At 68.9% G+C, this 23,205-nt stretch carries 18 protein-coding genes; 14 read left to right on the plus strand and 4 right to left on the minus strand.

Translation table 11 applies throughout. The features are described 5' to 3' along the window. Nucleotides 1-197: 197 nt before the first annotated feature. The 4 genes from EGK76_RS13955 to EGK76_RS13970 all read left to right on the plus strand — a co-directional run bounded on the left by EGK76_RS13955 (nt 198) and on the right by EGK76_RS13970 (nt 6,560). Nucleotides 198-3,236: a TonB-dependent receptor gene (locus tag EGK76_RS13955; RefSeq protein WP_123833015.1), complete on the plus strand. Its 3,039-nt coding sequence runs from the start codon at nt 198-200 to the stop codon at nt 3,234-3,236. A gap of 104 nt (nt 3,237-3,340) precedes the next feature. Next, on the plus strand, nt 3,341-4,042 hold the full coding sequence (locus EGK76_RS13960; RefSeq protein WP_123833016.1) for a SapC family protein: 702 nt from the start codon (nt 3,341-3,343) through the stop codon (nt 4,040-4,042). Next, nucleotides 4,029-5,045 (plus strand): cupin-like domain-containing protein, encoded by a 1,017-nt coding sequence (locus EGK76_RS13965; RefSeq protein WP_123833017.1) that lies wholly within the window; start codon nt 4,029-4,031, stop codon nt 5,043-5,045. The genes EGK76_RS13960 and EGK76_RS13965 overlap by 14 nt, the downstream gene beginning before the upstream one ends. A 12-nt stretch (nt 5,046-5,057) precedes the next feature. Beyond that, complete coding sequence (locus tag EGK76_RS13970; protein WP_123833018.1) at nt 5,058-6,560, plus strand: tryptophan halogenase family protein; 1,503 nt, start codon at nt 5,058-5,060, stop codon at nt 6,558-6,560. A gap of 22 nt (nt 6,561-6,582) precedes the next feature. On the opposite strand, the gene EGK76_RS13975 is transcribed toward EGK76_RS13970, so the two are convergent. Continuing rightward, nucleotides 6,583-7,608 carry a LacI family DNA-binding transcriptional regulator gene (locus EGK76_RS13975; RefSeq protein ID WP_233580314.1) on the minus strand — a complete coding sequence of 342 codons (1,026 nt, stop codon included), beginning with the start codon at nt 7,606-7,608 and terminating at the stop codon, nt 6,583-6,585. Between the two features lie 182 nt (nt 7,609-7,790). Here EGK76_RS13975 and EGK76_RS13980 point away from each other — a divergent pair, with 182 nt between their 5' ends. From EGK76_RS13980 to EGK76_RS14005, 6 genes are all read left to right on the plus strand, one after another. After that, nucleotides 7,791-10,391, plus strand: a complete 2,601-nt coding sequence (locus EGK76_RS13980) for an exo 1,3/1,4-beta-D-glucan glucohydrolase (RefSeq protein WP_123833019.1) — start codon at nt 7,791-7,793, stop codon at nt 10,389-10,391. A gap of 158 nt (nt 10,392-10,549) precedes the next feature. After that, the gene (locus EGK76_RS13985; RefSeq protein ID WP_123833020.1) at nt 10,550-11,245 is read left to right on the plus strand and encodes a glutathione binding-like protein; all 696 of its coding nucleotides are present in this window, start codon (nt 10,550-10,552) and stop codon (nt 11,243-11,245) included. Between the two features lie 82 nt (nt 11,246-11,327). Beyond that, nucleotides 11,328-11,672, plus strand: a complete 345-nt coding sequence (locus EGK76_RS13990) for a hypothetical protein (protein ID WP_123833021.1) — start codon at nt 11,328-11,330, stop codon at nt 11,670-11,672. Between the two features lie 58 nt (nt 11,673-11,730). After that, entirely contained in the window at nt 11,731-14,001 is a 2,271-nt protein-coding gene (locus EGK76_RS13995; protein WP_123833022.1) for a S9 family peptidase, read from the plus strand. A 258-nt stretch (nt 14,002-14,259) separates the two neighbouring features. Then, nucleotides 14,260-14,472, plus strand: a complete 213-nt coding sequence (locus EGK76_RS14000; RefSeq protein WP_123833023.1) for a hypothetical protein — start codon at nt 14,260-14,262, stop codon at nt 14,470-14,472. A gap of 85 nt (nt 14,473-14,557) precedes the next feature. Continuing rightward, nucleotides 14,558-16,378 (plus strand): DUF885 domain-containing protein, encoded by a 1,821-nt coding sequence (locus tag EGK76_RS14005; RefSeq protein ID WP_123833024.1) that lies wholly within the window; start codon nt 14,558-14,560, stop codon nt 16,376-16,378. A 55-nt stretch (nt 16,379-16,433) separates the two neighbouring features. Here the strand turns inward: EGK76_RS14005 and EGK76_RS14010 are convergent, their stop codons facing one another. After that, complete coding sequence (locus tag EGK76_RS14010) at nt 16,434-17,171, minus strand: YdcF family protein (protein ID WP_123833025.1); 738 nt, start codon at nt 17,169-17,171, stop codon at nt 16,434-16,436. A 95-nt stretch (nt 17,172-17,266) separates the two neighbouring features. Between EGK76_RS14010 and EGK76_RS14015 the strand changes: the two genes are divergently transcribed. The 4 genes from EGK76_RS14015 to EGK76_RS14030 are packed head-to-tail and all read left to right on the plus strand — an operon-like array spanning nt 17,267 to nt 21,720. Next, nucleotides 17,267-18,466 (plus strand): beta-ketoacyl-[acyl-carrier-protein] synthase family protein, encoded by a 1,200-nt coding sequence (locus tag EGK76_RS14015; RefSeq protein WP_123833065.1) that lies wholly within the window; start codon nt 17,267-17,269, stop codon nt 18,464-18,466. After that, the gene (locus EGK76_RS14020; RefSeq protein WP_123833026.1) at nt 18,463-19,257 is read left to right on the plus strand and encodes a beta-ketoacyl synthase chain length factor; all 795 of its coding nucleotides are present in this window, start codon (nt 18,463-18,465) and stop codon (nt 19,255-19,257) included. Before EGK76_RS14015 ends, EGK76_RS14020 begins: the two co-directional genes overlap by 4 nt. Further along, nucleotides 19,250-20,080, plus strand: a complete 831-nt coding sequence (locus tag EGK76_RS14025; protein WP_096297054.1) for a glycosyltransferase family 2 protein — start codon at nt 19,250-19,252, stop codon at nt 20,078-20,080. Before EGK76_RS14020 ends, EGK76_RS14025 begins: the two co-directional genes overlap by 8 nt. Beyond that, nucleotides 20,080-21,720 (plus strand): tryptophan 7-halogenase, encoded by a 1,641-nt coding sequence (locus EGK76_RS14030; RefSeq protein WP_123833027.1) that lies wholly within the window; start codon nt 20,080-20,082, stop codon nt 21,718-21,720. Before EGK76_RS14025 ends, EGK76_RS14030 begins: the two co-directional genes overlap by 1 nt. A gap of 5 nt (nt 21,721-21,725) precedes the next feature. On the opposite strand, the gene EGK76_RS14035 is transcribed toward EGK76_RS14030, so the two are convergent. Then, nucleotides 21,726-22,196, minus strand: coding sequence for a hypothetical protein (locus EGK76_RS14035; protein WP_096297052.1), 471 nt, complete (start codon nt 22,194-22,196; stop codon nt 21,726-21,728). A 100-nt stretch (nt 22,197-22,296) separates the two neighbouring features. Continuing rightward, entirely contained in the window at nt 22,297-23,043 is a 747-nt protein-coding gene (gene fabG, locus EGK76_RS14040; protein WP_123833028.1) for a 3-oxoacyl-ACP reductase FabG, read from the minus strand. Nucleotides 23,044-23,205 lie beyond the last annotated feature (162 nt).

The raw sequence follows: 23,205 nt of genomic DNA on the forward strand, positions 1-23,205 counted from the left end.
GCACTCGCCAATATCTGCTGCAGCGCAACAAGCGCAAGCGTATTTCCTCAAGGTTCCGCGCACTTGCAATGGCGAGTCGCCGTTTCATTGACAACGCTGTCAACCTGACTTCCAATTCCGCTGCCTCGGCGCGTCCGCACTGTGGACGACGGGTCCATCTTTAAAACCACATGAGAATTCCTTGGGAGGGGAAATCCATGAAAACCATCAACACTGCGCCCAGAAAACGGCTTCTGACCTCCGCCCTGCTGCTGGCCCTCGCGCCGCCGCTGGCCGCACAGGTCGCCGACGAGAACCAGACCGCGACGCCCTACACCACCGCCAGCTCCGATGACCCGACCGAGCTCGACGCGATCACCGTCACCGGTATCCGCGGCAGCCTGACGTCCTCGATGAACCTCAAGCGCGATTCGCAGGGCATCGTCGACGGCATCGTCGCCGAAGACATCGGCAAGTTCCCCGATACCAACCTGGCCGAATCGCTGCAGCGCATCTCGGGCGTGTCGATCGACCGCACCTCCAGCGGCGAAGGCTCGAAGGTCACGGTCCGTGGCGTCGGCCCGGATTTCAACCTCGTCCTGCTCAACGGCCGCCAGATGCCGGCCTCGAACCTCGGCCCGGGCGGCGGCGGCACGTCGAACTCGCGCGCCTTCGACTTCGCCAACCTCGCATCGGAATCGGTGTCGGAGATCGAAGTCTTCAAGACCAGCCGCGCATCGGCTCCGACGGGTGGCATCGGCGCGACGATCAACGTCAAGACCGCGCGCCCGCTCGACAACCCCGGTTCCGTCGCCAACGTGGGCATCAAGGGCGTGCACGACACGTCCGTCGACAACCTGCCCGACACGTATCCGGGCCAGTCGATCACCGGCGAACTGTCCGGCATCTTCAGCCACACCTTCGGTGACGACCGTTTCGGCATCGCCCTGAGCGGCAGCTACCAGGAGCGTGACTCCGGCTTCAGCCAGGCTTCGGTGGCCGATGGCTGGGCGATGTTCCGCGGCGACGACACCGACTCGTGGAACCGCCTGCCGGTCGCCGGCGAGCCCGGCTTCGACCGCATCACCAATCGCCCGGGCCCGGACACCATCTACGGCCGTCCGCAGAACACCGGCTACAGCGTCAACGGCGTGCAGCGCCAGCGCACCAACGGCCAGGCCACCTTCCAGTGGCAGCCGACCGACAACGTGCGCACCACGCTCGACTACACCTACGCCGAGAACAAGGTGCAGCAGCAGCGCAACGAACTGTCGGTGTGGTTCAACTACGGCCCCGGCGACAGCAGCTGGGCCGACGGCCCGATCGCCGCGCCGATCGTCTACGGCGAGGACAACGTGTCGTTCGACGAGAACGGCAACCCGGTCTACGCCGACATCGCGATGGGCGGCATGGAGCTGGCGACCCGCAATACGCTGGAATCCACGGGCTTCAATGTCGAGTGGGATGCGAGCGATTCGCTCAAGCTGTACCTCGACTACCACAACTCCACGGCCGAATCGCGCCCCGACAGCCCGTTCGGCTCGGCCGGCGTGCTCGGCACGGCGGCGTTCCGTCGTGCGTCCACGTCGGTGGACTACAGCGGCGACTTCCCGATCCTCACGATCGGCCTGCCGCCGGGCGTGGACCAGATCTCCCCGTCGGATGTCGTGGTGACCGGCTCGGTCTTCCAGAACAGCTACAACAAATCCGAAGTGGAGCAGATCCAGGCTGGCGGCCGCTTCACGTTCGAGAACTACTCCAACCTCGATTTCGGCGTGTCGATGACCCAGGTCAACAACCGCACCGCATCGGCCGTCATGCAGCGCGACACCTGGGGCGGCGTGGGCAATCCGTCGGACTACGACGACAGCATCTTCTACGCCGACGACATGGGCCGTTACTTCGACGCCTTCCGCGGCCATGACGATCCGCGCTTCACCGGCCGCTTCATGATGTTCGACTTCGACCGCCTGCGCACCCGTGCGGCCGAAATCGCCGGGGATGACGCGCTCTATCGCGCCCCGACCGAGTTCACCGAAGACCTGCGCACCGAAGAGAAGTCGAAGGCCGCGTACGTGCAGTGGAACACCGTATTCGACTGGTCGATGCCGCTGCGCGTCGCCGCCGGCGTGCGCTACGAGGAAACCGACGTCACGTCCGAGGCGCTGGCCCGCGTCGCCAACGGCATCAGCTGGGACTCGGCGAACGAGCTCTACGTGGTCTACGACGGTGAGCGCGACTTCATTTCCCAGACCGGCAAGTACGACCACTTCCTGCCGAGCCTCGACCTGAGCCTGGAAGTGGCCGAGAACATGGTCCTGCGCGGCAGCTACAGCCAGACCATCGGACGCCCCGGCTGGCAGCAGATCCAGGGCGGCCTGAGCCTGGCCAACATCGTGCGCGTGGACGGCGGTGACGGCTCGCAGGGCAACCCGGCGCTCGAGCCGCTCAAGTCCAGCAACTTCGACCTGTCGTTCGAGTGGTACTACGGCGAGGCCAGCTACGTGTCGGTGGGCTGGTTCCGCAAGAACATCTCGAACTTCATCAGCAACACCATCGTCCGCGACACGCCGTTCAACCTCCACACGCCGGTGGGCGGGGCGTACTGGAACGACGCCGTCGCCAATGGCTGCGGAACGTCCGATCTGGTCTGCATCCGCAACTACATCTTCATCAACCACGCCGGCGATCCGGGCGTCACCTATACCGGCATCAACGCAAACGGCGAGCGCACCGGCAGCATCGTCGGTCTGCCGACCGATCCGATCGCCGGGTTCGACATCAACACGCCGGCCAACCAGCGCTCCGATTCGCTTGACGGCTGGGAGTTCAACGTCCAGCACATGTTCGGAGAGAGCGGCTTCGGCGTAGCGGCGAACTACACCATCGTCGATTCGGGTCTGACCTTCGACAATCTCAGCCTCGGCGACCAGTACCCGATGATCGGGCTGAGCGATTCGGCCAACGTTGTCGCGTTCTACGACAAGAACAAGTGGCAGGTGCGTGCGGCCTACAACTGGCGCGACGAGTTCCTGTCGGGCATCGGTGGCCAGGGTCCGAACCCGAACTACACCGAAGCCTATGGCCAGCTCGACCTCAACATCAGCTACCAGGTCACGCCGCAGTTCTCGCTGCATGCCGAGGCGATCAACCTGACCGACGAGACGTACCGCACGCACGCGCGGCACACCAACCAGCTGCGGTTCGCCACCCAGACCGGTCCGCGTTACATGTTCGGCGCGCGCTACAGCTTCTGACGCGTCATGCCGCCGCGCACCTGCAAGGGGTGCGCGGCGGTCCCGTGGTCCACGCGGCGTTATGCTGCGCACGCGCTTCCCGCGCCAGGAACCGTCGGCACCCGATGACCAATCACGTACAGCTCGATCCGGTCGCGCATCGCGACCTGCGTATCGATATCCGCCATGCGCCCTCGCTCGGCGACGATGTCATGGTCGCCCCGACCTTCCCCGAAGAGTTCCGCGACCTGCAGCCGCATTACCCCGTCGTCTTCCGCGTCGACGGCGACCGCGTGCAACCACTGGCGCTGCTCGGCCTGCAGCAAGGCAGCAACCTTTTTCTCGACGCGTCCGGATGGGGCGCCCACCACGTGCCGCTTGCGATCGCGCGGCAACCTTTCCTGATCGGCATGAGCGGCGGCTCGTCCACGATCCACATCGACCTGGATCATCCACGCGCCCGCAGTGGCGAGGGCGAACCGCTGTTCCTGGCGCACGGCGGCATCGCGCCGCATCTGCAGCGCATCCAGGAGATCCTGCTGCGTCTGCAGGCCGGCATCGCCGCCCTGCCGGACTTCGTGGCCGCGCTGCAGGGCCATGCACTGCTCGAACCATTCACGCTCGACATCCGGCTCGACGATGGCCAGCCGCACCGGCTGAGCGGCTTCCACATCATCGACGAGGCTCGGCTGCGCGCACTCGACGGCGCTGCGATCGCGGCATTGCACACTGGCGGCCATCTCGAGCCGATCTACATGGCGATCGCCTCCATGTCGCGTTTCCGCGACCTCATCGACCGCATGAACCGGCGCCATGTCCGGGCCTGAGGCGATCCCCGAGCGTCACGACGTGCGTGCGGAGGCGCTGCCCGACGCACTCCTCGACGGCGACCGCCCCGTGGTGCTGCGCGGCGTGGTCGGCCATTGGCCGATGGTGCAGGCCGCCCGCGCAGGCGCGGCGTCGGCAGCGGAGTATCTACGCCGCTTCCTGCGTCCCGACGCTGCACCGGTCGTGGCTACGGTCGGGCCGCCGGAGATCCAGGGGCGCTTCTTCTACAACGACGACCTGCGCGGCTTCAACTTCCGCCGCGAGCACGTGCCGCTCGACGTGGTCCTGCGCACGCTGCTGCGCGAGGCCGCATCCGCGGCGCCGCCGTCGATCTATGTCGCCTCGACGACGGTCGATACCTGGCTGCCGGGCTTCCGCTCCGACAACCCCATCGGTTTCGGCCCGCGCGATCCGCTGGCGAGCATCTGGATCGGCAACCGCAGCCGCATCGCCGCGCACCAGGACGTACCGGACAATCTGGCCTGCGTCGTCGCCGGACGGCGCCGCGTGACACTGTTTCCACCCGGGCAGCTGCGCAATCTCTACATCGGTCCGCTGGACCTCACCCCGGCCGGCCAGCCGATCAGCCTGGTCGATTTCGCAGCGCCCGACCTGCAGCGTTTCCCGCGCTTTGCCGAAGCGATGCGCCATGCGATGGTCGCCGAGCTCGACCCGGGCGATGCGATCCTCATCCCCTCGATGTGGTGGCACCACATGGAAGGCCTCGCGGATTTCAATGTGCTGGTGAACTACTGGTGGCGCCAGTCGCCGGCCCGGATGGACACGCCGATGAACGCCCTGATGCTGGCGTTGATGACGGTGCGCGACCTGCCGCCGGCGCAGCGCGAGATCTGGCGCGACGTGTTCGACCACTACGTCTTCGGCGCCGATGCCGACACTGCCGGCCATATTCCCGAGGCGGCGCGCGGCCTGCTGGCACCGCTCGATGACGAGCGCGCGCGCAGGCTGCGCAGCCGCCTGCTGCAACGACTCAACCGCTGACCGGAGCACACGATGCAAGAGACCCCTCCCAACACGGCGGTACGCCGCGTCGTGATTGCCGGCGGCGGCACCGCGGGCTGGATGGCGGCCGCCGGCATTTCCCGCACCTTGGGTCCGATGCTCGACATCGTGCTCGTCGAGTCGGACGAGATTCCGACCGTCGGCGTCGGCGAGGCGACGATCCCGACACTGGTGACGTTCCACCGCGCGCTCGGGCTCGACGAGCGCGAGTTCATGGCCGCGACCCAAGCCACCTTCAAGCTCGGCATCCGCTTCGCCGACTGGAAGGCGCGCGGCGAGGAGTACGTCCATTCGTTCGGCACCACCGGCAAGGACCATTGGAGCGCGGGCTTCCAGCACTTCTGGCATCGCGGCCGCGCGCGCGGCCTCGCCGGCGATTACGGCGACTACTGCCTGGAACTGCGCGCCGCGCTCGAGGACCGCTTCGCACATCTGCCCGAGAACGGTCTCAACTATGCCTTCCACATGGACGCCGGCCTGTACGCGCGCTACCTGCGCAGGTTCAGCGAATCGCATGGCGTGCGCCGCATCGAGGGACGCATCGCCGAGGTGCAGGCCGACCGTGCCTCGGGGAATATCGAGGCCCTGGTACTCGCTTCGGGCGAGCGCATCGAAGGCGATCTCTTCATCGATTGCACGGGTTTTCGCGGCCTGCTGATCGAGCAGGCGCTCGGTGTGGGCTACGAGGACTGGTCGCACTGGCTGCTGTGCGACAGCGCGATCGCGGTCCAGACCGCGTCGGTCGGGCCCGCGGTGCCGTACACGCGCTCGACCGCGCGCGAGGCGGGCTGGCAATGGCGGATTCCGCTGCAGCACCGCGTCGGCAACGGCATCGTCTACGCCAGCCGCTACATCGACGATGCGCAGGCGCGCGAGACGCTGCTGGCCAACCTCCAGGGCGAGCGACTGGTGGAGCCGCGCACCATCCGCTTCCGGCCGGGTCAGCGCGAGCGTACCTGGCACGGCAACTGCGTCGCGCTCGGGCTTGCGAGCGGCTTTCTCGAACCGCTGGAATCGACCAGCATCCATCTGATCCAGCGCGGCATCATCCGCCTGCTCCAGCTGTTCCCCGCCGCCGGCATCAGGCAGACCGATGTCGACGAGTACAACCGGCAGTCGCGCGAGGAGATCGAGAGCATCCGCGATTTCGTGATCCTGCACTACAAGGTGACCGACCGCGACGACACCCCGTTCTGGCGCGCCTGCCGGGAGATGCAGGTGCCCGACTCGCTGGCGCATCGCATCGCCCTGTTCGCCGACAGCGGCCGGGTGTTCCGCGAGGGCTTCGAGCTGTTCGCCGAGAATTCGTGGGTCCAGGTCATGCTCGGCCAGGGGCTCGTGCCGCGCAGCCACCACCCGACGGCCGACCTGATGGACGATGCGGAACTCTCACGCTTCCTGGGCCAGATCCGCGAACGCGTGGCGCGCACGCTCGCCCAGCTGCCCGCGCACGAGACCTACGTACGCGGCTACTGCCCTGCCGCACCGGTCTGAGCCTGCAGGTCCGGTGCGCGCGTCAGGCGCGCACCGGTCCCGTCGATTTGCGCACCTGCAGCGCGTAGGGCAGCTCCAGGGTTTCGCCGGCGCTGCTGTCGCGGATCGCCTTGAGCAGTTCCAGGCCAGCCAGGCGCCCCATCTCGCGGCTGGGCTGGCGCACCGTGGTCAGCGACGGATAGATGTGCCGTGCGATCGGCATGTCGTCGAAGCCGCAGACCGAAACGTCCCTGGGGACCGAGAGACCGCGCTCGCAGATGGCGCAGATCGCGCCGGCGGCCATGTCGTCGTTGGCAGCGAAGACGGCGGTCGGCGGCTGCGGCAGGTCGAGCAGCCTGTTGGTCGCATCGAAGCCGGATTCGTAGAAGAACTTGCCGGCAACCACCAGCGAGGCGTCGTACTCCAGACCCGCCTCCTTGAGGCCATCGCGGTAGCCCGCCAGGCGCCAGCGGCTGGCGCCGTGCGCGGCGTGGCCCTTGATGTGGGCGATGCGCCGGTGGCCGAGCGATGCGAGATGCAGCACGACGTCGCGGGCGGCGCTGCGCTCGTCGACCACCGTGCCGATGCGGCGGTTCTGCTCCTGCGCCGAAATGCTCGCGTACGGGACGCCCAGTTCATCCAGCCGCGCCAGTAGCGAGGCATCGTCGGTGATCGGTGGCGTGAGCACCACGCCATCGAGCTGGGACTGCGCGATCATCGCCTCGACCTTGGCCACGATGTCGCGCGCGGTGTAGTCGACCGGCGCCAGCATCAGGTTGTAGTGCTGCGACTGGCAGGCATCGAGCACGCCGAGTTCGACCTCCATCAGGTAGTTGCTCGATGGATTGTCGTAGAGCATCGCGACCAGATAGGAGCGGCGGCCGGCCAGCAGCCGGGCCGATGCGAGCGGGCGGTACTGCAGCTTTTCCACTGCCGTCTCGACGGCGACGCGCGTGCGCTCCGAGACATTCGGCTCATGGTTGAGCACGCGCGAGACCGTCTTCATCGACACGCCCGCCGCTTCCGCGACATCCTCGATCCGCACCCGCATGCTGTTCAATCCGGCCATCCTCGTTTCGGTCCCGATTCTGCCAGAGTCGCCGCAGGATCCCGCGCCGGCGTGCATGTCGCCGTGCAGCAAGCGCCCGCGGGCTTGCGCCGGTATGCTAGCCGCCGCGTGACAACGCTGTCATCGCTGCGCCAGCGTGACAGCCCATCCTGCGGCCTCTGCCGCTTTCCCGGAGCTCTTCGATGATCGAATCGCGTCGCCCCGTCCGCCATGTCCTTCGCCGCGCACTGTTGCCGGCCATGCTCGCCGCGCTTGTCGTTGGCGTCGCCGGATGTGCGCGCGACGAGACCCCCGCCGCCCAGGCAACCGCACAGGCCGGTGCAGCCGATGCCGACCCGGGCGCCATCGATGCAGCGAACTGGCCCGATACCGCATGGCCCCTGCCGCACGACGCCGAGCTGGAGAAGAAGATCGACGACCTGCTGGCGACGATGAGCGTCGAGGAAAAGGTCGGCCAGATCGTGCAGGGCGACATCGCCGACGTCACGCCCGAGGACGTGCGCAAGTACCGCCTGGGGTCGATCCTCGCCGGCGGCAACTCCGATCCGGGCGGCCGCTATGACGCCTCGCCGGCGGAATGGCTGGCGCTGTCGGATGCCTTCTGGGAAGCGTCGATGGACACCTCGGGCGGCGGCAAGGCGATCCCGGTGATCTTCGGCATCGACGCCGTACACGGCCAGAGCAACATCGTCGGCGCGACGCTGTTCCCGCACAACATCGGCCTTGGCGCGACCCGCAATGCCGAGCTGATGCGCGAGATCGGACGCGTCACCGCGATCGAAACGCGCACCACCGGCATGGAATGGGCGTTCGCGCCGACCGTCGCCGTGCCGCAGGACGACCGCTGGGGTCGTACCTACGAGGGCTATTCCGAATCGCCCGACATCGTCGCTGCGTTCGCGCCGGCCGTGGTCGAAGGCATGCAGGGCAAGGCGGGCTCGCCGGAGTTCCTCAACGACCAGCATGTGATGGTCTCGGTGAAGCACTACCTGGGCGACGGCGGCACCGCCGGCGGCAAGGACCAGGGCGAGACCGCCGTGAGCGAAGCGCAGCTGCGCGACATCCACGGCGCCGGCTATCCGCCGGCGATCGCCGCGGGCGCGCAAGCGGTCATGGCCTCCTTCAACAGCGTCCACGGCCAGCGCATGCACGGCCACAAGCCGCTGCTGACCGACGTGCTGAAGGACCGCATGAACTTCGGCGGCTTTGTCGTGGGTGACTGGAACGGCCACGGCCAGCTGCCGGGCTGCACCACGACCGATTGCGCAGCGACGTTCAACGCCGGGCTCGACATGGCGATGGCGCCCGACAGCTGGCGCGGCCTCTTTGATAGCACGGTCAAGCACGTGCAGTCGGGTGAGATTCCGATGGAGCGCCTCGACGACGCGGTGCGCCGCATCCTGCGGGTGAAGTTCCGCATGGGCCTGTTCGATGCGCCCAAGCCCTCGGAGCGCGCGCTCGGCGGCAAGTTCGAACTGCTCGGCGCACCCGAACATCGCGAGGTCGCGCGTCGCGCGGTGCGCGAATCGCTGGTGCTGCTGAAGAACCAGGACGGCATCCTGCCGATCGCCGCGAACCAGCGCGTACTGGTGGCCGGCGACGGCGCCGACGACATGGGCAAGCAGTCCGGCGGCTGGACGTTGAACTGGCAGGGCACGGGCACCAAGCGCGCCGACTACCCCAACGGCGACACCATCTGGGACGGCATCCGCAAGCAGGTCGGCGCCGCCGGCGGCACCGCGGAACTCGCGATCGACGGCAGCTACCGGCAGAAGCCGGACGTCGCGATCGTGGTGTTCGGCGAGGAGCCCTATGCCGAGTTCCTCGGCGACCTGCCGAACCTGTTGTACAAGCCCGGCGACGACGCCGACCTCGAGCTGGTCAAGCGCCTGCGCGCCGACGGCATTCCGGTGGTCTCGGTGTTCCTCAGCGGCCGTCCGTTGTGGATGAACCGCGAGATCAACGCGTCCAATGCCTTCGTCGCAGCCTGGCTGCCGGGCTCGGAGGGTGCCGGCATCGCCGACGTGCTCCTGCGCGGCGCAGACGGTCAGCCGCAGCACGACTTCAAGGGCAAGCTCAGCTTCTCCTGGCCGCGCCGCGCCGACCAGTACGTCAACAACGTGGGCATGGAAGGCTACGACCCACTGTTCGCGTTCGGCCATGGCCTGACCTACGCCGATGACGGCAACCTCGCCGCGTTGCCGGAAGACGCCGGGGTCAGCGCCGACGACGGCAAGAGCGCCGGCTTCTTCGCCCGTGGCGTGCCGGGACCCGGCATCCGCCTGGTGGTCACCGGCGCGGATGGCCGCGGCGCCGACGTGCTGCACCCGCGCGTCGCCACGCCCGACGGCACGTTGACCCTCGCCGCGGTCGATCACCAGACCCAGGAAGGCGCTCGACTGCTCACCTGGACCGGCAATGCCACCGCCGAACTGCTGTCGCATTCGCCGGTCGATCTGAGCCGCGAGACCAATGGCGATTCGCTGCTGCTGGTGACGCTGCGTGTCGATGCACTGCCGGCCAGTGGCGACATCGTCCTGTCCGCCGGTTGCGGCGAGGCCTGCAAGGGCGAGCTGCCGGTGCGCGAATGGCTGGCCACGTTGCCGCGCAACGAGTGGGTGACCGCGGGCATCCCGCTCAAGTGCCTGGCGGGCGCGGGGCTCGACGCCACGCGGGTCAGCACGCCGTTCGCGCTGCGCGCCCCGGCCGGTCTGACCCTGGGTCTGGCAGAGGTGCGCATCGGCACCGATGCCACGCACCGGCTCGACTGCGCCGCGCAGTAAGGCCTGCCGCGGGAACCCCCTCCGACGCCGCCCCCCCCCCGGGCGGCGTCGTCATATGCGCGCTTGGGCGGCAACCGCAACGCACCGTGCGCGGCGTGTCGACGCCGCCCGACGCCGACGCGCCTAGACTCGAGGCACCTTCCCCGAGCGCGCATCCCATGATCGACCTCTACTACTGGCCCACCCCCAACGGCCACAAGATCACCCTCTTCCTCGAAGAGGCCGGACTCGATTACACGCTCCGTCCGGTCAACATCGGCAAGGGCGACCAGTTCAAGCCGGAATTCCTCGCGTTCTCGCCGAACAACAAGATGCCGGCGATCATCGACCATGCTCCTGCCGACGGCGGCGCGCCGCAGACCGTGTTCGAATCCGGGGCGATCCTGCTGTATCTGGCGGAGAAGTCCGGCCAGTTCCTGTCCACCGGGCCGCGCACGCGCATCGAGACGCTGGAATGGCTGTTCTGGCAGATGGCCGGCCTTGGCCCGATGACCGGCCAGTACGGCCACTTCAACGTCTATGCGCCGGAGAAGATTCCCTACGCGATCGAGCGCTACACCAACGAGGTCAACCGCCTGCTGCAGGTCCTCGACACGCACCTGAAGGGCCGCGACTTCATCGCCGGCAACGCGTATTCGATCGCCGACATGGCGGCCTATCCGTGGATCGGCGTCTACGACAAGGCGCCGATCGACATGACGCCCTACCCGCAAGTCCAGCGCTGGCACGCCGCGATCAAGGCGCGCCCGGCAACGCAGCGTGCCTATGCGAAGGCGAAGGAGGTCAATCCGGATGCCGGCAAGCCGATGAGCGAGGAGGAGAAGCAGCTGCTGTTCGGGCAGGGCCGGCGCTGAGGCACCGATATGCGTGGCGGCCTGCACCGCCACGCGCGCTTGCGTAGGATCGGTCGCCTCTCCGGATCAAGGATGATGTCCGATGCGAACGATCGCGCTTTCGACCGCGACTTGCCTGCTCGCCGCATGCGCGACGACGCCTGCATCCCTGACCGCCGACCCGACGCGCTGCGATGCACTCGCCGGCGATGACTGGCAACGCACGGCGGCGCCCGACGTGGCTGCGGAGCTGCTCACGCTGGCGCATGTGACTGCGGCGCCCGACCGCGCGCTCTGGTATCTGGCCCCCGATGGCGCGCGGGCCGCGTGCCTGCCGCCGGCCACAGTCGGCACCTGCGGCCATGTGCTGCACACCTTCCAGCCGCAGGTGCATCGCATGTGGGCCTGGTCGGGCGGCGCGACGCGCCGGGAAGCCTGCGCGGACTGAAGCGTCAGCGCGGTCTGCCCGCCCGATACACTGACGCCTTCGCTCCAATGGACACGCCATGCGCTCCGTACTTGCCGCTGCCGCCCTGATGATCGCCACGTCCTCCGCCCTCGCCGCCACCCCGCCCGCCTCCGGCGGTCTCACGCTCGAGGCCATCACCGGCGATGCGCCGCTGTCGGGGCCGACGCTGATGAAGCCGCAGGTCGCGCCGGACGGTTCGCGCGTGACCTTCCTGCGCGGCAAGGACGAGAACCGCAACCAGCTCGACCTGTGGGAGTACGACATCGCCAGCGGGCAGACACGGATGCTGGTCGATTCGAAGGTCGTGCTGCCGGGCGAGGAAACGCTCAGCGATGCGGAGAAAGCGCGCCGCGAGCGCCAGCGCATCGCGGGGCAATCGGGCATCGTCGATTACCAGTGGGCCCCGGATGCGCAGCGCCTGCTGTTTCCGCTCGGCGGCGAGCTGTATCTCTACGACCTGTCGAAGTCGGGCAGCGACGCGGTACGGCAGCTCACCGACGGCGGCGGCTTCGCGACCGATCCCAAGGTCTCGCCGCGCGGTGGCTTGGTCAGCTTCGTACGTGCGCGCAATCTGTGGGTCATCGATCTCGCCAGCGGCATCGAGCGACAGCTCACGACCGACGGCAGCGACGTGATCGGCAATGGCGTCGCCGAATTCGTCGCCGACGAGGAAATGGATCGCCACACCGGTTACTGGTGGGCGCCCGACGACAGCGCGATCGCCTTTGCCCGCATCGACGAGTCACCGGTGCCGGTGCAGAAGCGCTACGAGGTCTATGCCGACCGCACCGATGTGATCGAACAACGCTACCCGGCGGCGGGCGACCCGAACGTGCGCATCAGCCTGCACGTGGTCGCGCCGCAGGGTGGCGCGGTGCGCGACGTCGATCTTGGCCCCGATCCGGACATCTACCTCGCCCGGGTGCAGTGGCGCGATCCGCAGCGGCTGACGTTCCAGCGCCAGTCGCGCGACCAGCAGACCCTGGAGCTCATCGAGACCACACTGGCCACCGGCGCGCGGCGCACACTGGTCACCGAGCGCAGCCGCACCTGGGTGCCGCTGCACAACAGCCTGCGCTTCCTCGACGACGGCCGCTTCATCTGGTCGTCCGAGCGCGACGGCTTCCAGCACCTGTACCTGGCCTCGGAAGACGGGCGGCGCATGACCCCCCTGACCCGGGGCGAGTGGCCGGTGGACGAACTGCTGGCGGTCGACGAGGCGAAGGGCCTGCTGTTCTTCCGTGCCGGCATGGTGCTCGAAGACGGCAAGGCACGACCGCGCGCGACCGAATCACGGATCTACAGCGTCGGCCTCGACGGCAGGCAGGCCTACACCGCGCTGTCGGACGCGCCCGGCATGCATGGCGCGAGCTTCGCCCGCAACGCCTCGGTCTTCGTCGACAGCTGGTCCAACACCACCACGCCGCCGCAGATCGCACTGCGCCGCGCCGACGGCACGCGGCTTGCCACGCTGGTCGAGAACGACCTCGCCGCCGCCGATCATCCGTATGCGCCATACCGCGCCGCGCACCGGCCCACCGAGTTCGGCACGCTCACGGCCGCCGACGGTCGCACGCCCCTGCACTACTCGCTGATCAGGCCGGCGGACTTCGACGAGCGCAACACGTATCCGGTCGTCGTATTCGTCTACGGCGGCCCGGCCGCGCAGACCGTGCTCGACACCTGGCCCGGCCGCGCCGATGCGAGCTTCCACCAGTACCTTGCCCAGCGCGGCTATGTGGTGTTCTCGCTGGACAACCGCGGCACGCCGCGCCGGGGCCGCGATTTCGGCGGTGCGCTGTATGAGCGCCAGGGCACGGTGGAAGTCGAGGACCAGCTGCGAGGCGTCGAATGGCTGAAGTCGCAGCCCTGGGTGGACGGCCAGCGCATTGCGGTCAACGGCTGGTCCAATGGCGGCTACATGACGCTGATGCTGCTGGCCAAGGCACCCGAAGCCTACGCCTGCGGCATCGCCGGCGCGCCGGTCGCCGACTGGGCGCTCTACGACACCCACTACACCGAGCGCTACATGAACCTGCCCAAGGCCAATGTCGACGGCTACCGAGAGGCCAGCGTGTTCACCCACGCCGGCAACATCCGCCCCAACGCGCTGCTGCTGATCCATGGCATGGCCGATGACAACGTGCTGTTCTCCAATGCAACGCAGTTGATGAGCCAGTTGCAGCAGGCCGGCACGCCGTTCGAGCTGATGACCTATCCCGGCGCCAAGCACGGCCTGCGCGGCAAGGACGCACTGCATCGCTACCGCACCAGCGAGGCGTTTTTCGCGCGTTGTCTGGCGCCCTGATGTCCGCGGCCCCGCCGCCGTTGCCGCCATCGCCGGAGCCGGCCAGCGCGTCGCCTGCGCTGCGTGGCTGGCGGCAGCGCAACGGGAAGTGGCCCTCGCCCTGGGCGTGGCCAGCCTCGTCGTGGAGCTCGTGTGCATCGCCGTGCTCCCGGTTCGCGCCCTACTGCGGAACTCGGCGGTGTAGGCCGATGCCGTGGGACGCGCCCGCCTGCATCCGCAGGTGGCTGCGCGGCTGGGAACGCCGACCGAGCCGGGTTCATGCCGCTGGGCGACATCAGCATTTCCACCGACGGCGGTGGCAGCGCCGCCCTGCGCATTCCGCTGCGGGGGCCGCGGGGCGAGGCGCGCCTGGTCGCGGTCGCCGAGCGCCGAGGCGGTGTGTGGCGGTACAAGTCACTGACGCTCGATGACGACGACGCATTCCCGCTCGCCGTGCCGGGTACGTCGATCGGGGAGCCGCCAGCACCGTAATGACCTACCGCAATGACCTCCGGCCATTGCCGCGACGCGCGCGAACGCCTACATACGACATTCGTCCTTCGCCGCTGGTACCTCGATGAAACCACTCGTCCTCGCGATCGCCCTGTCCCTCGCCGCGCCGCTCGGCGCGTTTGCCCATACCGACGACGCCAGGGCGGCAGCCACGACCGCGGCGCCTGCCGCGTCGCCGGCCTGGGTTGCCCGCAGCAATGCGCTTTCACAGATCCTGATCGACGCGCAGGCCCCGTTCCAGCCCGAATGGGCCGGCTTCTTCGGCATTCCCGGCTACGACGATCGGGTCGCCGACCTCGGTCCCGACCATGCGGAACGCTACCGCGCTGCGATGGCCGGCGCGCGCGCCAAGCTGCAGGCCCAGCTGGAGGTCGAACGCGATGCGAACGTGCGCCAGGACCTGCAGATCCTGCTCGGCAGCATCGACGAGAGCATCGAGGGCAGCACGCTCAGCGAGCGTTACCTGTTGCCGTGGACCGATGCGCCGCAGCTGATCTTCGGCGGCATCAACGGCCTGCTGTCGGCGCAGACGCCACCTGAGCGGCGGGCGTTCGCACTCGAGCGGCTCAAGCGTTACGCCGGACTGGCCGAAGGCAGCACCCCGATCACCACGCTCGCCCGCCAGCGCTACGAGGAGCGCCTGACGAACCCCGACCTGTTGCAGCCCACGAAGCTCGAGGTCCAGCGTGCCATCGACAGCGCCGACACCTACGTCGCCGGCATCCGCAAGCTGTTCGAGGAATACGGAATCCAGGGCGCTGACGAAGCGCTCGACGCGATCGCCAGGGAGATCACCGCCTACGCCGACTGGACCCGCACCAACGTCCTGCCCAAGGCGCGCGAAGACACGCGCCTGCCGCCGGAACTGTATGCGTTCGGGTTGAAGCAGTACGGCACCGACATCGATCCGCAGCTGCTGATGCAGCGCGCGCAGCTGGCCTTCATGGAGATCCGCGCCCAGATGCAGCAGCTTGCGCCGCTGGTTGCGCAGGCGAAAGGCATCGACGCGACCGACTACCGCGGTGTCATCACCGCGCTCAAGCGCGACACGATTCCCAACGACCGGCTCGAGGCCAGTTACCGCCAGGTCATCGACGCGATCGATCCGATCATCGACCGCGAGGGGATCGTCGACGTGCCGCAACGCGAGATGCAGATGCGCCTGGGTTCTGCAGCCGAATCGGCTGCACAACCCGCGCCGCATTTCCGTCCCGCGCCGCTGGTGGGCAACACCGGACAGCAGGGAACGTTCGTGCTGCCGGTCGGCAATCCGGGCGGAAGCGGCGACGCTGCCGGCGATGCCTACGACGATTTCAACTTCGACGCGGTGCGCTGGACGCTGTCCGCGCACGAGGGCCGCCCGGGCCACGAGCTGCAGTTCACCGCGATGGTCGAACGCGGCGTGTCGCTGGCGCGTTCGATGTTCGCGTTCAATTCGGTCAACGTCGAAGGCTGGGCGCTGTATGCCGAGGCCGAACTGGTGCCCTACGAACCGCTCGACGGCCAGCTGATCGCGCTGCAGTTCCGCCTGCTGCGGGCCGCGCGCGCCATGCTCGACCCGATGCTCAACCTCGGCATGATCGACCGCGAACACGCCGGCCGCGTGCTGACCGAAGAGGTGATGCTGTCGCCGGCGATGGCGCGCCAGGAACTCGACCGCTACACCTTCAACGCACCGGGCCAGGCCACGAGCTACTTCTACGGCTACACCCGCATCCTCGAACTGCGCATGCGCACCGAACTCGCGCTCGGCGACAAGTTCGACCGACGCGCGTTCAACAACTTCCTGCTCGACCAGGGCCTGCTGCCGCCCGACCAGCTGGCCGAGGCGGTGGAGACGACGTTCATTCCGGCGCAGATGCAGGGCCCGCGCCAACCCCGCTGAGGGGCGCCAGCGCGCATCCGGACAAAAAACGACGGCCGCAGCTGCGGCCGTCGTGTCAGCTCAGGCGTTCCAGAAGCCGGCGATAACCGATCAGCCGCGCCCAGCGCGCGCCGATGTCCAGCCAGCAGACGTAGCCCGCCTCACCGGCGATGCGCCAGAGCGTGCCCGGCCGCCAGTCCAGCTTCGGCTCGGCTGCGCACAGTTCCCAGCGCAGGCCCAGGTTGCCGGCGAACAGCGCGCAGCGGGCGAGGTGATAGCGGCTGCTGAGGAGGGTGACTTCGCGCGTGGCTGACGCGGAATCGAGCTCCGCAGTCGCCAGCAGGCTGCGCGCGTTGCGCAGGTTCTGCAGGGTGTCGCGCGACGTATCCTCGAGCAGCAGTGGCGCGTCCGGTGCCACGCCCAGTGCCAACAGCGTCTTACGCGCGACCGCCGCCTCGGTCGGACTGCCCGCGGGGCCACCGCCCAGCAGCAGCACACGGCTGGGCGCATGCGAATCCCACAGCGCCGCGGCGCGCGTGAGGCGCGCGTTGAAATCCCGGTCGAGCCGTCCTGCCGGGGCGTGCTTGCCGAAGACCAGCACGCAGTCACCGCGCTCGGGCACGCAGGGCGCGTTGCGCGCAGTCCGCCACACGTGCAGGAAATAGCCCACGTACACCACTCCCATGCTGAGCACGCAGGCTGCGCCGGCCACGGCGAGCGCGTGCAGGGCATGCGCGTCTGTGAGCAGGCGCAGGCGATGGGCGATGTGGCTGACGGCCATGCCGGCCATTATGTCGCCTGCAGGTGAACGCATGGCGGGCCCTCCCGGTCCCGCCACGAGGCTGTCGTTATACTCGGCCGCCGCCCCGCCCCCGGATCCATCGCGTGCCCCAAATGCAGCCTCCGCCGATGCCGGCGATCGCCATCCGCGCCTTCACCGCGACGAGCGCACTCGGTCGCGGCAATGCGGCGCACGCGGCGGCGCTGCGCACGCGGCGCGGTGGCCTGCGGCGCAACGATTTCGGCCCGACGCCGCTGCCGACCTGGATCGGCCGCGTCGATGGCCTCGAAGACGCGCCGCTGCCGTCGGCGCTGTCGCGCTGGGAATGCCGCAACAACCGGCTGGCCTGGATCGCCCTGCAGCACGACGGCGTGCAAACCGCACTCGAGGCCGTGGTCGCGCGGCATGGCGTCGACCGCGTGGCCCTCGTGGTGGGCACGTCGACCTCGAGCATCGGTGCCAGCGAGGAGGCCTATTCGCGCGCGCAGGAGGATGAAACCGGCACCCGCCGGTTCCCGGACGATCTGGCCCGGCCCATCGTCCATACCCCGCATTCGCTGGGCGATTTCCTGCAGCACGCCACCGGCCTGCGTGGCCCGTGCATCACCGTGGCCACTGCGTGCTCGTCGAGCGCCAAGGTCTTTGCGCAGGCCGCCCGGATGATCGAGGCGGGCCTGGTCGACGCGGCGCTGGTCGGCGGCGTCGACACGCTCTGCGGCAGCGTGCTGTTCGGCTTCAACGCCCTGGGCCTGGTGTCGAGCGCGCCCTGCCGTCCGTTCGATGCCGCCCGCGACGGCCTGTCGCTCGGCGAGGCCGGCGGATTCGCGGTACTCGAGCGGGCGGGGCCCGCCGACACCGGCTTGCAGCTGCGCGGCTACGGCGAGTCCAGCGATGCGCATCACATGTCGGCGCCGCACCCCGAGGGCCTCGGCGCGACGCTGGCGATGCGCGCGGCACTCGACCGCGCCGGCATCGCGCCGGACGCGGTCGGCTATCTCAACCTGCACGGCACTTCGACCCCGGCCAACGATTCGGTCGAGGCGCGCGCGGTCGACGCGCTGTTCCCCGCATCGCTGCACGCCAGCTCGACCAAGGGATGGACCGGCCACACGCTCGGCGCGGCCGGCATCGTCGAGTCCGTGATCGCCCTGCTCGCGCTCGAGACCGGCGTCCTGCCGGGGATCCTCGAAAGCAGCGTGCGCGATCCCGCCTGCGGCCCGCAGATCCGCTTCGACAACGCCGAGGCCGATATCGGATTCGCGATGAACAACTCCTTCGGCTTCGGCGGCAACAACTGCTCGCTGGTGTTCGGCAAGGTGGCGGCATGAGCGCCGCCCTGCAGGACGGCCTGACGGCGACGATCGCCGGTGTCGGCTTCTGGACCGACGGCCTGCCCGACTGGCCCTCGGCGCGCGCCTTCGCGATCGATGGAACGCGCCCCGACGCAGCGCCCGCGCGCCCCTCGCCGCAGCTGCTCGCGCCCAACGAACGCCGCCGCGCGCCGGGCTCGGTCGCGGTCGCACTGGAAGTCGCGCTGGCCGCATGCCGGGACGCCGGCATCGCGCCGGAGACATTGCCTTCGGTGTTCGCATCCACCCACGGCGACCTGGGCATCACCGACTACATGTGCGAGACGCTGGCGACCGATGCCACTGCGATCTCGCCCACCCGGTTCCACAACTCCGTGCACAACGCCGCTGCCGGGTACTGGACCATCGGCACCGGCTGCACCGAGGCCACGACCGCGCTGAGCGCCTTCGATGCGACCTTCGCCCAGGGCCTGCTCGAAGCGCTGATGCAGCTGGCGACCGGTGCGCCTGCAGTGCTGCTGGTCGCCTACGACACTGCGTCGAGCGGCCTGCTCGGCACCGTGACCCATAGCGAAGGCCTGCTCGGCGCCGCCCTTGTGCTGGTCCGGGACGGCGGCGGCCCACGCCTGAGCGCGCGCCTGGGCGATGGTGCCGAGCTCGCGCCGCCCGGCCCGCTGCAGGCGCACGCCGCGAACAATGCGATGGTGCAGATGCTGCCGCTGTTCGACGCACTCGCCTCGGGCGCGGCGCGCACCCTCCTGCGCGCCGGCCCGCACCGCCTCCTGTCCCTAGAGCTCGCCCATGACTGAGCAGGTCCAGCTGCACCGCGGCAACGTCGCCGTGGTGATCCCGGCGCTCAACGAAGCGCTGCGCATCGATGGCGTGGTCGGCGATGCGCTGGCCCACTGCGAGCACGTGATCGTGGTCGACGACGGTTCCGAGGATGCCACCGCCGATATCGTCGCCGCCCTGCCGGTGACGCTGCTGCGTCACCCCCGGCGCATGGGCAAGGGTCAGGCGCTTCGAGCCGGTTTCGCCGAAGCGCGGCGGCGCGGATTCGCCGCCGTGGTGACCATGGACGGCGACGGACAGCACCGCGCCAGCGACATCCCCCGGATGATCGATGCCGCGAACCGCTATCCCGACTGCATCGTCAACGGGGCCCGGCTGCGCAAGCGCGACTCGCAGCCCTGGTACCGCCGCATCGGCAACGATTTCGGCGACTGGGGCATCTCCGCGGCCTGCGGCTTCGGCATGGTCGACACCCAGAGCGGCCAGCGCCTGTACCCGGCCGCGGTCCTCGCCCTCGACGACGTATCCGCCGAGGGCTTCGTGTTCGAGGCGCAGATCCTGATCAGCGCGGCCCGCCGGCTCGGATACCGGCTGGTGTCGGTGCCGGTGGAAACGCGCTACCACTGCGCGGAATCGACCGAGCAGTTCCGCAAGAGTCACTTCCGGCTGTTCCGCGATCTCTACAACATCACCTCGCATGTCGTGGTCCAGGCGCTGTCGCATGGTCATCCCATCGCCACCTACCGCAGCGCCCGCGCCCGGCCGCCGGTGATCTTCGATCCAGGTGCGGCGGCCGACGGCGCCGCACCCATGGCCGAACACGCGCAGGGCGCCGGCTGATGCGCGCCGAACCTGCGGTGGCCCGTGACCATCGGACCGATGTCGCGATCCTGGGTGGCGGCCTGTCCGGCCTGACGCTGGCGATCCAGCTGCGCCAGCGCCATCCCGACCTCGCGGTGACCGTGATCGAACGGCGCCAACATCCCGTTCGCGAAGCCGCGCACAAGGTCGGCGAATCCAGCGTCGAGATCGGCGCGCATTACTTCGCCAGCGTGCTCGGCCTGCGCGAGCATCTCGACCAGCAGCACATCCGCAAGTTCGGCTTCCGGTTCTTCTTCTCCGACGGCAGCGATCGCGTCGACCAGTGCACCGAGCTCGGGGTCAGCGAACTGATGCCGACCCCGTCGTGGCAGATCGACCGCGGCCGCTTCGAGAACCATCTGGGCGTGCGCGCGCGCGAACTGGGGGTGCGTTTCGATGACGGCGCGACGGTGCGCGAGATCGATCTGGCCGAAGACGATGGCGACCATGCGGTCCAGGTCGAACAGGGCGACTCCAGGCACACGGTGACCTGTCGCTGGCTGGTCGATGCCGGCGGGCGCGCCGGACTGCTCAAGCGCAAGCTCGGCCTGGCCATGGCCAACGGCCACGACGCCAATGCGGTGTGGTGGCGCGTGGACGGGTTCATCGATCCCAACAGCTGGTCACAGGACCCGCAGTGGCTGCAGCGCTGCGATCCACCGGATCGTTGGCGTTCGACCAACCACATGTGCGGGCCAGGCTACTGGTTCTGGCTGATCCCGCTGTCGTCGGGCGCGCATTCGGTAGGCATCGTCTGCGACGGGCAGATGCATCCGCTCGAGACCATGAACACCCACGCCAAGGCGATGGCCTGGCTGCGCCGCCACCAGCCACAGGTCGCAGCGACTCTCGACGGTGGTCAGCATGCCCTGCAGGACTTCATGTTCCTGCGGCATTTTTCCCACGGCGCCAAACAGGTGTTCTCCAGCCGGCGCTGGGCGCTGACCGGCGATGCCGGCCTGTTCCTGGATCCGTTCTATTCACCGGGCAGCGACTTCATCGCGATCAGCAATACCTACATCTGCGATCTGATCGACAAGGATCGCGCGGGTGCCGACCTCACGCCCTATGCCGATCTCTACCAGCAGCTGTACGTCTCGTTCTACGAGAACACCCTGACCCTCTATCAGGACCAGTACCCGCTGTTCGGCGATACGCAGGTGATGCCGCTCAAGGTGATCTGGGACTACACCTATTACTGGGCGCTGCTGGCGCCGCTGTTCTTCGCCGACCGGATGACCGACCTGGCCACGCTCGGCCGGCTGCGTCCGGCGTTCCAGCAGGCCGGCGCGCTCAATCTGGCGATCCAGCCACTGCTGCGCGAATGGGGCCAGCGGAACGCGGGGCGTCCGGTGCCCGGTGCGCGCCTGCTCGACCAGTTCCGTATCGACTGGTTCCGGGAGATGAACGGCGCGCTGTCGGATACGCTCGACACGGCTGCCTTCGTGGCGCGCATTGGCGCGAACGTCGAGCGCATGCGCTGGCTGGCCGCGGAACTGCTGCAACGCGCGCGCAGCGAGCACCCGGCGATCGGCGACCACGGTCTCGACGCCCTGCTCGGCGACACGTCCCAGCTTCCCGTGTCGCTCGACGCCAGCTGGTACGCCGACGCGGCCTGAGCCCCTCAGCGCTGGGGCGGCGACGTCACCTGTGGCGCGGTTTCGGGCGGCGGATTCGGCACCCAGATCGCGATGCCGTTGGCGTACTTCGGCCTCGGACTGACGTTCACGCCCACACCGGCCGACGAGAACCAGCGCCCGCTGCCGCGACCCAAGCCGCCGCCGACCCTGATGCCACCGTCGCGGTGGCCATCCGCGGTGCCCTGGAACAGCACGCCATTGGCGCCGAGCTTGGCCGCCTCCCGACGCAGCTTCTGCAGCGCCGAATCGATCTTGTTCTGGTCGCCATAGGTCAGCGCGCCACTGCTGGCGTTGAGGATGGCGATTTCCTCGTACTGGCCCGGCGGCGGGCCGTAGTAGATGCGGACCTGGGCCGGATCGATCGGCGCCCGCGGCGTCCCGGTCAGGACGTGGGAACTGGCGCACCCGGCAAGGGCAAGGGTGGCCAGCAGCACTACGGTGCGGAAGACGCGCATGGCGATTCCTTGGTCGGTCGGGACCCGGACGGGTACTGCGCGATCATCTGCCCGGCGACATAAAGCTGGCGTGGACACGACGCAGCCCGTGCGCGGGCGCTCAGCCCATGCCGCCGTTGATGCCGATGACCTGGCCGTTGATGTAGCCCGCCTGCTCCGAGCACAGGAAGGCGACCAGCGCTGCGACCTCGTCGGGAGTGCCGGGCCGGGCCGCCGGCACGATCTGCCGGATGGTCTCGGCCGGAAACACCTCGTCGGCCATGCTGCCGGCGATCACGCCCGGAGCGACCACGTTCGCGGTGATGCCGCGGCTGGCCATCTCGCGCGCCAGCGACTTCGAGGCGCCGTGCAGCGCCGCTTTCGCGGCTGCGTAGTTGGTCTGCCCCCGGTTGCCGGTCACCGCGGCCACGGACGATACGCTGACGATGCGACCCCAGCGCTTGCGCGCCATCGGCAGCAGCAGCGGCTGGGTGACATGGAAGAAGCCGTGCAGCGAGACATCGATCACCCGCTTCCACTGCACTTCCGACATGCCGGCCATTGGCGCGTCGTCGTGCACACCGGCATTGTTGACGACCACCTGGACCGGCCCGGCTTCGAGCAAGGCGTCGAGCGCGCCGCGGGTCGCGGCCCCATCGGCGACATCGAAGGCGATCGCCTCGGCGCTGCCGCCCGCGGCAACGATGTCGGCGACCACGCTTTGGGCACGTGCGAGATTGGCATTGGCGTGGACGATCACATGCAATCCGTCGGCCGCGAGCCGGCGACAGACCGCGCCACCGATGTCGCCACTGCCGCCGGTCACGAGTGCACGGCGCGCGGGCGCCTGGTTCGGGGATTCGCTCATCGGGTGATTGTAGCGAGCGCGCCGCGATTGCTCGCGGCATGGAATGCGCATCGGCCGTGGGCACTGCGATGCGCTCGATGTCGGCCGCACGCGGCAAGGTCGGAGCCGGGCGGATCACGCGGGTCGGGCTCCGGGCCATGGGACGATCAGCTGCATGCGCCC

It is taken from the genome of Luteimonas sp. 100069 (assembly GCF_003813845.1).
GTDB classification, from domain to species: Bacteria; Pseudomonadota; Gammaproteobacteria; order Xanthomonadales; family Xanthomonadaceae; genus Luteimonas; species Luteimonas chenhongjianii.

Excerpts from the sequence above, each read along its gene's own strand:
- EGK76_RS13955 (WP_123833015.1), top strand. The coding sequence starts at position 198 with ATGAAAACCATCAACACTGCGCCCAGAAAACGGCTTCTGACCTCCGCC.
- EGK76_RS13960 (WP_123833016.1), top strand. The coding sequence starts at position 3,341 with ATGACCAATCACGTACAGCTCGATCCGGTCGCGCATCGCGACCTGCGT.
- EGK76_RS13965 (WP_123833017.1), top strand. The coding sequence starts at position 4,029 with ATGTCCGGGCCTGAGGCGATCCCCGAGCGTCACGACGTGCGTGCGGAG.
- EGK76_RS13970 (WP_123833018.1), top strand. The coding sequence starts at position 5,058 with ATGCAAGAGACCCCTCCCAACACGGCGGTACGCCGCGTCGTGATTGCC.
- EGK76_RS13975 (WP_233580314.1), bottom strand. The coding sequence starts at position 7,608 with ATGGCCGGATTGAACAGCATGCGGGTGCGGATCGAGGATGTCGCGGAA.
- EGK76_RS13980 (WP_123833019.1), top strand. The coding sequence starts at position 7,791 with ATGATCGAATCGCGTCGCCCCGTCCGCCATGTCCTTCGCCGCGCACTG.
- EGK76_RS13985 (WP_123833020.1), top strand. The coding sequence starts at position 10,550 with ATGATCGACCTCTACTACTGGCCCACCCCCAACGGCCACAAGATCACC.
- EGK76_RS13990 (WP_123833021.1), top strand. The coding sequence starts at position 11,328 with ATGCGAACGATCGCGCTTTCGACCGCGACTTGCCTGCTCGCCGCATGC.
- EGK76_RS13995 (WP_123833022.1), top strand. The coding sequence starts at position 11,731 with ATGCGCTCCGTACTTGCCGCTGCCGCCCTGATGATCGCCACGTCCTCC.
- EGK76_RS14000 (WP_123833023.1), top strand. The coding sequence starts at position 14,260 with ATGCCGCTGGGCGACATCAGCATTTCCACCGACGGCGGTGGCAGCGCC.
- EGK76_RS14005 (WP_123833024.1), top strand. The coding sequence starts at position 14,558 with ATGAAACCACTCGTCCTCGCGATCGCCCTGTCCCTCGCCGCGCCGCTC.
- EGK76_RS14010 (WP_123833025.1), bottom strand. The coding sequence starts at position 17,171 with ATGCGTTCACCTGCAGGCGACATAATGGCCGGCATGGCCGTCAGCCAC.
- EGK76_RS14015 (WP_123833065.1), top strand. The coding sequence starts at position 17,267 with ATGCCGGCGATCGCCATCCGCGCCTTCACCGCGACGAGCGCACTCGGT.
- EGK76_RS14020 (WP_123833026.1), top strand. The coding sequence starts at position 18,463 with ATGAGCGCCGCCCTGCAGGACGGCCTGACGGCGACGATCGCCGGTGTC.
- EGK76_RS14025 (WP_096297054.1), top strand. The coding sequence starts at position 19,250 with ATGACTGAGCAGGTCCAGCTGCACCGCGGCAACGTCGCCGTGGTGATC.
- EGK76_RS14030 (WP_123833027.1), top strand. The coding sequence starts at position 20,080 with ATGCGCGCCGAACCTGCGGTGGCCCGTGACCATCGGACCGATGTCGCG.
- EGK76_RS14035 (WP_096297052.1), bottom strand. The coding sequence starts at position 22,196 with ATGCGCGTCTTCCGCACCGTAGTGCTGCTGGCCACCCTTGCCCTTGCC.
- fabG (WP_123833028.1), bottom strand. The coding sequence starts at position 23,043 with ATGAGCGAATCCCCGAACCAGGCGCCCGCGCGCCGTGCACTCGTGACC.